Source organism: Sphaerospermopsis aphanizomenoides BCCUSP55 (assembly GCF_001586785.1).
Lineage (GTDB): Bacteria > Cyanobacteriota > Cyanobacteriia > Cyanobacteriales > Nostocaceae > Sphaerospermopsis_A > Sphaerospermopsis_A aphanizomenoides_A.
In genome coordinates, this window is record NZ_LUFH02000071.1 from 22,247 (window position 1) to 33,130 (window position 10,884).

Sequence of the window (10,884 nt, forward strand, 5' to 3'; positions counted from 1 at the left end):
TCCTCGCCAAAGTCATCGTATTTAGTATCAATCTCAGGTTCGCATAATCACTAGATAATTTGCATCTTTCTTTTGAACGATTACCTGATTAACTCAGGATAGAAATACAGAAATAATTACGAGCCAAAGATGTTAATTATGTCTTCTACTAAGTACCTGAGCAAAATTAATTTAACATTTTTGAAACAAACAAAAATCTCTGTATTCCTTACCTGTTAACTGTTCCCCGTTCCCTGTTCCCTCTCCAAAATATAAAATTTATTTTGCACGACTACTTACTAGAAGATATATAATTATAAATTTTTCTTCTCCATCTTCAGATAGATAAATTTTTATGGTCAATTTTCTAGATTGGCTCAAAGACAGTTAATGAGTAAATTAAGTGATAATGCCAGAAACACCAGGGATAGGAGAAAAGGCACTGAATAAAGCTGCTGAGATAGGATTATCTAGCCAGTTAGACGAAGTAGAAACTTTAGATGTTAACATCAAAACTGAACCGCTAAAACTGATTCAGGGAGAAGTTGAACAAGTAAACATTGTTGGCGAGGGTTTAGTCATGCAAAAAGACCTCCGCATCACAGAATTAGAAATGCAAATTACCAGCGTTGCTATTAATCCTCTAAGTGTTGCTTTCGGTCAAATTGAATTGACAAGACCAACAAAAGGTAAAACCCAAGTTGTGTTAACAGAAGCCGATATTAATCGGGCTTTTAATTCAGAATATGTGCGGGATAAACTGCAAAATCATCAAATCACCATCAATGGACAAGCAACAGCCATTACACCCCAGCATATAGATTTTCATCTACCTGGTGAGGGTAAAATTACCATCAATGCCAGCATATTATTAAGAGCAACTGGAGAAATTAAACAAATCGGTTTTTCAGCAGTTCCTGATATTAGTGATAATGGTAAAAATATTTATTTAAAAAATGTTGAGTATGGGGAGAGTCAGGAAATTTCACCGGAATTAACACAAGCTTTGATAGAAGAAACAAGTGAAATTTTGAATTTGAGCAACTTTGATTTAGAAGGAATGAGTCTGCGAGTCTACAAATTAGAACTAGCAAAAGGGAAATTAATCTTACAAGCTGAAGCTGATGTCGATAAAATTCCTACTGCTGAATAAGAGGATATTCAATAATGGCAACTACAGAATCAAATTCCACACCATTTCCCAATCTACCACCAATTATTGAAAGTGATGATAGAGAATATTTAGATACTGGTGTACCTAGCACAGTGGCGATCGCTGGCCATCCTCTACATCCTCTTAGTGTAATCTTTCCTATCGCCTTTTTAGCGGCAGCTTTAGGTAGTGACTTTGGCTATTGGTTAACGCGAGATTTTTTCTGGGCTAGGGCTTCTGTGTGGTTAATTGGACTGGGCTTAGTGACTGGTGCGATCGCTTCCGTAATTGGCATGAGCGATTTTTTACAAATAGAAAGAGTCCGCAAACGTACCGCCGGTTGGACGCATTTAATTCTCAATATTTCCATCCTAGTTTTTACAGCCTTGAATTTCTTCCTGCGTTGGGGCGATGCGGAATCAAATTTACTACCTTGGGGTTTTTTACTATCCTTAATTGTGGGAACTTTAACCAGTATTACCGGGTGGTTTGGTGCTGAACTTTCCTATCGCCATAAAATTGGTGTAGTGGGTGCAGGTAGTAAAAGATATCCATAGTTATCAGAGTTTGGATTTTAAATTTTGGATTTTAGCTTGGATTCAAAAATGGATAATGTACAATGGACAATTAACAACTACCTCTGCCTGAAAGCGAACTGAGAAATCGGATTTCTTTTCTTTTTTCCCCTTTGAAAGGAAAGGGTTTAAAGCTGGAATGAAACAATTGTCAATTATCAATTGTCAATTATCAATTAATCAATCGGCGATCGCGTTATCTTAAATCATGAAGATCAAATAGAGTGCATCTTTCATGAAAGGTAAACAGGTTTTACTTACTGGTGGTACTGGTGGACTGGGTTTAGGTGTCACACCCGCAGTTTTAGCCCAAGGTGCTGAGGTGACAATTCCCTATCGTAGTCCTAAAGATGTGGAACGTCTCAAAGGAATTCTTTCACCTGCGGATATCGCCAGAATTCAATTTATTCCGGCTAATTTGGAAGATGAAGCATCCGTAGATAAACTCATCAGCCGCATGATTAAAGTAGATGTTTTAATTCATTTAGTGGGCGGTTTTTCAATGGGAAAAACTCACGAATACAGCTTTTATGATTGGAAGCGTGAGTTAGAATTAAATCTGAATACAACTTTTTTGGCTTGCAAATATAGCCTTAAAAGTATGTTAGAAAACGGCTATGGACGCATTGTGACTGTTAGTTCTCGTGCTGGTGCTGAACCTGCGGGAAATTTAGCAGCTTACTCTGCTGCTAAGGCTGGTGTGATAGCATTAACTAAAGCTATAGCCGATGAAACCAAAGGAACTAATATCACTGCAAATACTGTCCTTCCTGGTATCATTGACACTCCCAGCAACCGGGAAGCTATGGGTGCAGACAACGCAGATAAGTGGGTAAAACCGGAATCTATTGCTGAGGTAATTTGCTTTTTAGCTTCGGAAGCGGCTAAGGATATTAGAGGTGCTGCTATTCCTGTTTATGGGAATGTTTGATAATTGAATTGTAGATTTTTTTGTGATTAATGCCCATTCAGATTAATAACTGGATGGGTGTTTTTTGTATGGTTAAGAAAACTGTCAGAATCAGGATTTCCAAGATTTAAGGATTAACAGGATGAAAACTAGGTATTTATCAACAATTACCAGCTTCCATTAGATGATTAGCGACTTGGGTTATTATTCAAATAAAGAACGAGGTAATTGAGATTGACGAATAATTGACATTAATGTACCAACTTTAACAGGTGAGTGATTAGGTGCAATAGCAGTCAGAGTAGAGTCTTCTATTTCTTTTTGCATAACAATATGACTTCCTTTTTGTCGGGCGCATCCCAAATGTGTAAGTTTATTTTTTTGCAATCTGGCAATTGCTCTAAGGCTTGATATGAATGAACCGCAAAGAACGCAAAGGACACAAAGTGAAGAGGGTTTGAAAGAGTTTATTTGTGTTGCTGTGTTTATTTTTTCAAAATTGGGATGCTCCCTTTTTGTCTAACTTCTATAAACCCGTTATCCTCTAAAATTTTACAGATTTCTTTCCCTGAAAATACTCGTAATTTACCCAACAGAAACCTCCAAATTAGTAATGAAGACTTCGCTTTTCAGACGATTTTTTATTTCTGAAGGTGAAGCAAACTCTAAAAATAATTCAATTGCTTCTTTTAAATTATCTTTTGCTTCCTCAATACTGTCTCCCTGACTGGCAATATCTAATTCTGGACAAAGGGAAACATACCCATTATCTTCTTTTTCAATAATGACAGTAAATCTCTGTTTAATAGTTGGCATTGACTATGTAAACTCCTGAATGTCTTTTATTATTATACTGCTTATTGCTCAAAAAAGCTTGGTCAAGTCACCCTAATATGCTACAATATTGGGTAAATTTTCATCAGGTGATTAATGATTGGCTGAAGTTGTTTATTTGAGTTGCTAATTATGCTGAAGATAGAGTAAATTTAGAATTGATTTAATAAAACTAAAAAATCACCTTTCCATTTTCCAGCAGTTTTATCAAAAAAACGTTAGGATATCCTAATTATTCAGGTGTTGGTATTGTTTATTAATGGGGAAAAATATTTTTTATTTTTCAAATACCTTATGTATATAAATATACAGATTTTACTAATAGTTAACTCAAGTATATATAAAAAATATCACGCGACATTGTTATTAGGTTGCCCCTTCGTAAGCCCAAAGCCCAAAGGAAAGGAAAAATCCCTATAGCGCGTAGCGTCCATAAAAACTCATAATAGTTTACACCGACGTAAACAGTAAGCTTTGATCATGGTAAAGTAGATAATCCTAAAGCACATACTTACTCACCGAACGGCGATAGCCAGGTGAATAAGAATTAGCTTAAACACAAAGGGCGGCGCTCCACCGCCCAAATGCAAGGCTGTTTTACCTGTTGACAATGGCGCGTGATGATTAAAGTATAAAACATTGAAGGTATAAAAAGCAAGTTTTTTAGAAAGGAACAGGATCATCTGTGTCACTAAAACAAAATTCTTCTGGTTGCCAATTTGTTAAATAATGTAAAAATTCTAATAGTTCTGCTTCCGTTAATTGTTGTAGAGAAGCTTTATGATAATTTTCCTGTAAATGTTGGCGTTTTTTAGTTTTATTAAATCTCAATTCCTTGAGTTCATAATTAATCTGTTTGACAATATGATATTGAGTAATAAACTCTTGATTAACCAATACAGATTTTTCACGTTTACGTAAATATTTTTCTTTAATTCGTTTGATCAGCTCTATAAATTTAGCACCTTTTTCTGGATTTACCATTACCACAAAATTAGCAAACCCTTCAATAGCTGCTATAATATCCTGAGATTTTCCCCAAGTATAATTTTGCAGTCCATCTTTTTCAATTTTATAAAGAACAGCGCGAAAAGTTTTAAGTTTCTCTTTCGAAATATTCAGTTTTTCATTAATGATAATACCTGTTACTTCCTGTCTATGATAATTGCGAACTACCCTAGTTTTATTTTCATTAATTTCAAAGTCTTCTTTTTTAACAATCAAATTGGTAAGTTTGAGAATATTATTGATATGCACAAGACTTTCACCAGCAGCAGAAAAAGTTAAATCATCAGCATAGCGAGTATAATCAAAACCATATTCTTTAGCCATAAAAGTTAATCTTCTATCCAACCTACGACAAAGAATATTGGTAATTGCTGGACTACTTGGTGCGCCTTGGGGTAAATAACGATCTGTCCATGATAATATATATTTAGGTTCTTCGTTTATTTCCACTTCTTTAATTTTCGGTTCAGTGCAAATCAAAGCAAAAATTGTTGAAGCTGTTTCTGAATATCCAAAGGATTTAAAAAGTCCCTTAACTCGTTTATAAGAAATTGAAGGAAAAAAATCTTTGAGATCCATATTAATAATGACTTCTTTACCTACATGAATCTGTGCATTTGTCACTATTGAACGTTGTAAACAGAACCCGTGAGCAGCCACATGTAATTCTATTTTTTCTAAAATATTATGCAATATCCAATTTTGAGCTTTTTTTAATAATTTTTTTGGGGCGGAAATTTGCCGATATCCACTAGGTTTTTTAGGTATTTGAAACCGATTATAATGATAATGTTTGCGAGAAAAAGCCAGAAAGCGTAAACCTTTAATACTAATTCCCATAGCTTGAGCAATTTCTTCATGGTAATTATATATGGGTAAGTTTTTACTTTCTAATTTCTGCTGATTAAACTGGGAATTTTGACGATGCTTTTCTCGCAATAAATCAATTTTTTCTAATCTTTTAGAAAGGAAACTTTCCAATTTCTTTAAGTCTGCGGATATCCATTCATATATTTCTTTTTCTATGTACCAAGTACCCCCATATTCAATATAAATAAAGTCAGCATTATCATTACTTTCATTATTTGAATGATGGGGATAATCTTTGCCAATTAAATCCTGAATTTTTTCAAAAATATTTGTATACTCTCCATCAAAAATGAGTGTATTAGCTGTTTTTAAATCAGCAATTGCACCCTGATCATCTCTTTGTTTCCTGCGAATTAAACCCCGGTAGTGATAAGCTTGATAACTATTTGGATCTTGAGAAATTATTTGATTGAAACACTCAAGAGCTTCAATATATTTTTGTGATTTGTAGAGGTCAATACCTCTATTGAGAATATCATTAAAGTCCATATTTTTGGTAAATGCAATTAGTTGAATATTTTGGTAAATAATCTTTTAGAATTAGTAGAAAGAATGCTGGTTTACAAATTCTCATCCTATAGCCGTCAGGAGTTAGAAGCAATGTTTGGATTAACAGAATGGCAGCAAACTCGATTTTATCAAGAAGTTGCAGAAGAAACTAAGTTAAAAACCATTCCTAGATTGTTAAATGAGGGACTAACTGTAGAACAAATTGCTCGTATACTTGAATTAGATATCGAAGTCGTGCAACAAGTAATCACAAAGCAAAATAATAAATAGACATTGGATGAACAAATATAGGGGCGATACACCTGGAAAAGCGATCGCCCACAATAGATAATTAAACCCTAACGTTTCACCGGCGTACCGCAAGGATAAGTAGCTACTTCCTCCTCACCTTCCTTAACAACCGGGTTATCCTTCGCAGCTAAATAATCTTTTTGCAAAGTATCTAACAATGCTTCCCGTCGATCATACAACCGCTTCAAAGTACGGGGTTGACATTGATTTAACACATAAGCCGTTACCAAAGGCAAAGCAATTGTACTATCGGTATAACAAACTATTGTGTTAGGTAACTCATCTGGATCAACTTTACCCCAACTCACTGCTTCCGCTGGAGTCGCACCCGATAAACCGCCTGTATCTGGACGCGCATCAGTAAACTGGACAAAGAAATCATGTCCTCGTTCTTCCAAACCTAAAACCTCGTGAAGTTGCGGTTGTGTTTGTAATAAAAAGTTCTTAGGACTACCACCACCGAGAATTACTGCTGCACTTGTACCGTCGTTTTCTCGCGCCCCATAGACAATTGCTGCTGTTTCATTCACATCAATAGCTGGATCTAACACCAACTTAGAACCCTCTAAAGCTAAAGCCGCCACATTCATACCGATGGAACTATCCCCAGGAGAAGAAGTATAAATGGGTACGCCACATTCATAGGCTGTAGCTAATAAGCAAGAATGCTGTACACCCAATTGCTTTTCTACTTCCCGCACATACTTACCCAACAAATAATGAAATTCAGCCGTTCCCATCCGCTTTTGAAAAGGTTCAGCTTGCAGCACTTTACGGATAAAAGCGTCAGTTTCTAACAGCACATCATAGCCAAAGATAATGTCATAAATACGGATTGTTCCTTCTTCCCGTAATTTGACATCATCTAAAAACGGACTACCCGCAAACAATTCAAAACCCAAACCGTAGTGCATATCATGGTAAAGATTTGCACCAGTGCTAATCATCCAGTCAATGCAACCATGACGAATTAAAGGCGCAAGGGCGGAAACTCCAAAACCCGCTGGTGTCAAAGCCCCGGAAAGACTCACACCCACTGTTACACCTGGTTGAAAGATATCCTGACTCAGCAGTTGACAAGCTTCCCGCAATCGGGCTGAATTATAAGCGGTGAAGTAATTATTAATCAAATCAACCACACCAATATCGGCTGACATGGGTATGGGTGCAATTTTTTTACCTTGCTTTGTTGACATTTTTGGGAAATCCTGAAGAGTAGATACACTGAATATAATGTTATCGCATTCAAATCTACGGAAGTGGCTAAAACTAGAACCACGCTGATATAAAATTAAGATGATTAGATAAGCTGATTTTTAAGTATTTTGAATGCTTTAAGCGATCGCTCTTTTCAGTTTATAATAAAGTCATCCCAGAGGATTAAGTCAAAAACCGATGCCAACCATCACAGATGTTTCTACTTTGATTGTTAGCACACCAGGTACTTGTGGCGGCCGTCCGCGAATTGCTGACACTCGCATTACTGTTCAGTATATTGTCAATGAAATTAAATCTGGTATGACTCCAGAAGAAATTATTGAAGATAAACCTTATTTGACAATTGCTGGTATTTACACTGCGTTGGCTTATTATTATGCTAATAAGGAATTACTAGATAGTGAATTTGGTCGATATCAAGAAGAATGTCAGCGACGCGAAGGAGAAGTGCTTATGTTTAAAAATCACCAAAAAAATAAATTCTGACAGTTTTGAATTATTAAGATCGCAGCTAACAGAATTCATATCATTTTCAGGGTAAAATTACTAAAGACTAAAATATTATAAGTTATTCTCCTAATTGTAAAAGTTATTTATCAATAGGATTTATGAAAAACGACACACCAGAAGAATTAAAATCTGATCAAGAACTTTCGCGGTTGATAGATGAGGTAATGTCATCATCATCTTTGAATGATGAAAAATATCGGCAAAAAATGCAGCGGCGGAAAGAAATACAAGATCAACGCATAGCTAAAGCCATACCGGAAAAAGGGTTAATTATTGTCAATACGGGACATGGTAAGGGGAAAACCACTGCGGCTTTGGGGATGGTGATGCGATCGCTTGGTCACGGATATAAAGTAGCGATCGTCCAATTTATTAAAGGTGCTTGGGAACCTTCAGAAAAGCGGGTTTTCAGCCATTGGCCTGAACAACTGGAATTTCATGCAATGGGTGAAGGTTTTACCTGGGAAACTCAAGACCGCGATCGGGATTTAGATAAAGCTAATGCTGCTTGGGAAAAGTCATTAGAATTTATCCGCAACCCAGATTTTAAACTAGTATTATTGGACGAAATTAATATTGCACTTAAACTCGGTTACTTAGAAGTTGAACAAGTATTAGCAGGTTTAGCCCAAAAACCACCAGATAAGCACGTAATTCTCACAGGTAGAGGCGCACCACCGGCTTTAATTGAAAAGGCAGATTTAGTCACAGAAATGACCTTAATTAAGCATCCTTTCAAAGATCAAGGTATTAAAGCCCAAGCGGGAATTGAGTATTAAACTTAAGAATTCAGGAGTCAGGAGTCAGGAGTCAGGAGTCAGAATATTTGATAAATCAGTAGATATTCAAACAGTGATTTTTGGCGTAACTGTTAACAAGCTGTTAGCGTAGCTTGGCGTAGCCATTTGCTGACCGCTAATAGCTGAATGCTTACCTGAAATCTTGACTACAAGCATTCAAAATTTGCTTGTCATTAGCACTGACAGAATTTAACTGATGATAATCTTGCAGTGTGACAGAATAGGCATAAGTAATAGTATCTTCATCAGTTACTTGAGGTATTCTACTAGCTGTAGAAACTTGAGTTGCACCACTTTCACCTGGTGAACTTTTTACTGTCATGGCCAATTCTCCTGATTTAGCAAGTGTACCTTGAAAACAGCTAAATTCAGAACTGGGCATATACAAAGCACCAATTACCCTACCTTGATGTTTTTGAAAGACAATATAGCCTTGTCCTAGTTGGTTTGGTGTTGGGGACTGACCATAAAGATAAATTCCATCTTTTTCAGGGAATTTTACAGGTGATTTTCCTTGTAATTGTCTTGTGCTTGTGGAAATATTATTAATCGTTACAGATTGAGATGATAAATTGTTAGGAGCGACACTATTTATTTGTACTTGATTGTTTGGTTCTCTAATATCGTTCTGAATCGACAAAGGAGAATTTTCTCGACTTTGAATTTGATTTGTATAACCTGGTAAATCCGCTGCAATAGCTGTAGATTTTAGGTTAATTTTCGTCTGATTACCAATTACACCTAAACCCAAAATCCCACTAGCAACAAGTAGTCCAATAACAGGGAGTTTGATTTGATGTGAGGGAATGATTTGGAAAATATTGTTAAGCACCTGATTTCTCCTGTAATAAAACTAACTACTTATCTGCAATTAACTTGAATCTTAACTAAACACTGATACTTGGTGATTCCCTCAAAGGTTTTATATATATTATCTGGAGTAAAAAAGTATCAAAAAATGAAGTTTTCGTGAATTTTGGTTGATAATATGAACAATATCATTCCTTAAAATTTTCTTGCTTCACCCAAGGGATTCACTCTTTTGGGGGATGGCAAATATATTTTTCAAATTCTGATTTAATATTGGGGATATTTTGATTTTGACATTTTGTTTGTACATTTCTCAATGGGTGAGAACAGGTAAATTGTTGATCTAGATCACTTGATTTACTTTCCAAATGTGATACACATTCTTGATTTCGACCTTGCTGATCTCTATCTAGTGACTAACTACAACAGCAAACCTGGAGATTTCGGACGAGAACAGGGAAATTTATTGGGTAAGTGAAATGCTAATCTCTGATATGTAGTGAATCTTCACTCCTCTCAGTAAAAAGTCTGAATCAGTTTTGCTACTCACCCACAGCGAAATCCAAGCTATGCGGGAATTAATGCCCGATTATACCCCTGGAATAGAAGCCATGAATCATTTAGAAAAGCACAATGGCGATATGGAAACGGCTTCCCACTTATACTAGGATATATTACGCTAATATATGCAAAATTTCTTTGTGTTACGGTTTAATAAACAAAATTGTAGGTTATACCAAATTAATATGAAGTTGCATAAAATAAGATATCAAAAATCATTTAACGCAGATAAACGCAGATAAACGCAGATAAAAATTGATTAATCTTGGTATTGGGTAGAACCTAGAAAACTGAAGGATAGTTAAAATCAAAGTATATAATTTAAGATTGAGAAGAAGATTGAGAAATTTCCACCTTGATATTCTTTGGTAAGGATTTTATCTATGACTCAGATTGTTTTAGAAGATTTAGATCCCCTGATTATCGAGAGGCTAAGAACTCGCGCTGAAAAACATGGTAACTCTTTACAGGCAGAAATTAAGGCAATTTTACAACAGTTAACTGACGCTGAGGCACAAGACACAAACCTTTCTGAAGATGAAATAATTCAGAAGAAATCAGCTTTAATGCTCAAACAAATTGAAAATAATGCTCTTTTAAGTGGTAAAGAAATTAATTTATTTAGCAATGATGCTTCAATTAGAAATGAACAAGAATTAGTGGACATCAAAAATAAATTAAAAGAATTTAAAAAAGAAATGTCTCTAGGTAAATTATCCATTAGAGGAGCAAGAGAAGAAGGAAGACGGTATTAAATCCGAATGTAGGCTAATTTTTATTATAGATATTTTTTTTAATAGTCTATTGGGGTAATTTCTCTAAAATATCCCTCGCAATATTTGCCCTATATTCATC

At 35.4% G+C, this 10,884-nt stretch carries 14 protein-coding genes; 8 read left to right on the plus strand and 6 right to left on the minus strand.

From position 1 onward, the window contains the following. The first annotated feature begins 388 nt into the window (after nt 1-388). The 3 genes from A0J48_RS17715 to fabG all read left to right on the plus strand — a co-directional run bounded on the left by A0J48_RS17715 (nt 389) and on the right by fabG (nt 2,638). A complete protein-coding gene (locus A0J48_RS17715; protein ID WP_200325330.1) occupies nt 389-1,132 on the plus strand; it encodes an LmeA family phospholipid-binding protein in 744 nt (247 codons plus the stop codon). 14 nt (nt 1,133-1,146) lie between these two features. Continuing rightward, nucleotides 1,147-1,689, plus strand: a complete 543-nt coding sequence (locus A0J48_RS17720; RefSeq protein WP_200325332.1) for a DUF2231 domain-containing protein — start codon at nt 1,147-1,149, stop codon at nt 1,687-1,689. A gap of 253 nt (nt 1,690-1,942) precedes the next feature. Then, nucleotides 1,943-2,638, plus strand: a complete 696-nt coding sequence (fabG, locus tag A0J48_RS17725) for a 3-oxoacyl-ACP reductase FabG (RefSeq protein WP_200325334.1) — start codon at nt 1,943-1,945, stop codon at nt 2,636-2,638. Nucleotides 2,639-2,821: 183 nt separating this feature from the next. Here fabG and A0J48_RS17730 read toward each other — a convergent pair whose 3' ends face one another. The 4 genes from A0J48_RS17730 to A0J48_RS17740 all read right to left on the minus strand — a co-directional run bounded on the left by A0J48_RS17730 (nt 2,822) and on the right by A0J48_RS17740 (nt 5,818). Then, nucleotides 2,822-3,004 carry a type II toxin-antitoxin system HicA family toxin gene (locus A0J48_RS17730; RefSeq protein ID WP_325078848.1) on the minus strand — a complete coding sequence of 61 codons (183 nt, stop codon included), beginning with the start codon at nt 3,002-3,004 and terminating at the stop codon, nt 2,822-2,824. 98 nt (nt 3,005-3,102) lie between these two features. Next, on the minus strand, nt 3,103-3,210 hold the full coding sequence (locus A0J48_RS27765; RefSeq protein WP_411841138.1) for a type II toxin-antitoxin system HicA family toxin: 108 nt from the start codon (nt 3,208-3,210) through the stop codon (nt 3,103-3,105). Next, on the minus strand, nt 3,203-3,433 hold the full coding sequence (locus A0J48_RS17735; protein WP_194055529.1) for a type II toxin-antitoxin system HicB family antitoxin: 231 nt from the start codon (nt 3,431-3,433) through the stop codon (nt 3,203-3,205). Before A0J48_RS17735 ends, A0J48_RS27765 begins: the two co-directional genes overlap by 8 nt. A 681-nt stretch (nt 3,434-4,114) precedes the next feature. After that, nucleotides 4,115-5,818 carry a reverse transcriptase domain-containing protein gene (locus A0J48_RS17740; protein ID WP_200325336.1) on the minus strand — a complete coding sequence of 568 codons (1,704 nt, stop codon included), beginning with the start codon at nt 5,816-5,818 and terminating at the stop codon, nt 4,115-4,117. A 30-nt stretch (nt 5,819-5,848) separates the two neighbouring features. Here A0J48_RS17740 and A0J48_RS17745 point away from each other — a divergent pair, with 30 nt between their 5' ends. Beyond that, a complete protein-coding gene (locus tag A0J48_RS17745; RefSeq protein WP_234300995.1) occupies nt 5,849-6,109 on the plus strand; it encodes a DUF2887 domain-containing protein in 261 nt (86 codons plus the stop codon). A gap of 68 nt (nt 6,110-6,177) precedes the next feature. On the opposite strand, the gene A0J48_RS17750 is transcribed toward A0J48_RS17745, so the two are convergent. Then, nucleotides 6,178-7,326: a homospermidine biosynthesis protein gene (locus A0J48_RS17750; RefSeq protein ID WP_200325338.1), complete on the minus strand. Its 1,149-nt coding sequence runs from the start codon at nt 7,324-7,326 to the stop codon at nt 6,178-6,180. A 199-nt stretch (nt 7,327-7,525) separates the two neighbouring features. Between A0J48_RS17750 and A0J48_RS17755 the strand changes: the two genes are divergently transcribed. Both A0J48_RS17755 and cobO read left to right on the plus strand, forming a co-directional pair. After that, nucleotides 7,526-7,834 carry a DUF433 domain-containing protein gene (locus A0J48_RS17755; protein WP_200325340.1) on the plus strand — a complete coding sequence of 103 codons (309 nt, stop codon included), beginning with the start codon at nt 7,526-7,528 and terminating at the stop codon, nt 7,832-7,834. Nucleotides 7,835-7,956: 122 nt separating this feature from the next. Beyond that, nucleotides 7,957-8,637 (plus strand): cob(I)yrinic acid a,c-diamide adenosyltransferase, encoded by a 681-nt coding sequence (gene cobO / locus A0J48_RS17760; protein WP_200325342.1) that lies wholly within the window; start codon nt 7,957-7,959, stop codon nt 8,635-8,637. A gap of 151 nt (nt 8,638-8,788) precedes the next feature. Here the strand turns inward: cobO and A0J48_RS17765 are convergent, their stop codons facing one another. Further along, nucleotides 8,789-9,490, minus strand: a complete 702-nt coding sequence (locus A0J48_RS17765; protein ID WP_200325344.1) for a hypothetical protein — start codon at nt 9,488-9,490, stop codon at nt 8,789-8,791. Between the two features lie 517 nt (nt 9,491-10,007). Between A0J48_RS17765 and A0J48_RS27485 the strand changes: the two genes are divergently transcribed. Together A0J48_RS27485 and A0J48_RS27100 are read left to right on the plus strand one after the other, a co-directional pair. Then, a complete protein-coding gene (locus A0J48_RS27485) occupies nt 10,008-10,136 on the plus strand; it encodes a hypothetical protein (RefSeq protein WP_267910317.1) in 129 nt (42 codons plus the stop codon). A gap of 276 nt (nt 10,137-10,412) precedes the next feature. Next, complete coding sequence (locus A0J48_RS27100; protein WP_234300996.1) at nt 10,413-10,784, plus strand: FitA-like ribbon-helix-helix domain-containing protein; 372 nt, start codon at nt 10,413-10,415, stop codon at nt 10,782-10,784. Nucleotides 10,785-10,884: the final 100 nt, after the last annotated feature.

Excerpts from the sequence above, each read along its gene's own strand:
- A0J48_RS17715 (WP_200325330.1), top strand. The coding sequence starts at position 389 with ATGCCAGAAACACCAGGGATAGGAGAAAAGGCACTGAATAAAGCTGCT.
- A0J48_RS17720 (WP_200325332.1), top strand. The coding sequence starts at position 1,147 with ATGGCAACTACAGAATCAAATTCCACACCATTTCCCAATCTACCACCA.
- fabG (WP_200325334.1), top strand. The coding sequence starts at position 1,943 with ATGAAAGGTAAACAGGTTTTACTTACTGGTGGTACTGGTGGACTGGGT.
- A0J48_RS17735 (WP_194055529.1), bottom strand. The coding sequence starts at position 3,433 with ATGCCAACTATTAAACAGAGATTTACTGTCATTATTGAAAAAGAAGAT.
- A0J48_RS17740 (WP_200325336.1), bottom strand. The coding sequence starts at position 5,818 with ATGGACTTTAATGATATTCTCAATAGAGGTATTGACCTCTACAAATCA.
- A0J48_RS17750 (WP_200325338.1), bottom strand. The coding sequence starts at position 7,326 with ATGTCAACAAAGCAAGGTAAAAAAATTGCACCCATACCCATGTCAGCC.
- A0J48_RS17755 (WP_200325340.1), top strand. The coding sequence starts at position 7,526 with ATGCCAACCATCACAGATGTTTCTACTTTGATTGTTAGCACACCAGGT.
- cobO (WP_200325342.1), top strand. The coding sequence starts at position 7,957 with ATGAAAAACGACACACCAGAAGAATTAAAATCTGATCAAGAACTTTCG.
- A0J48_RS27100 (WP_234300996.1), top strand. The coding sequence starts at position 10,413 with ATGACTCAGATTGTTTTAGAAGATTTAGATCCCCTGATTATCGAGAGG.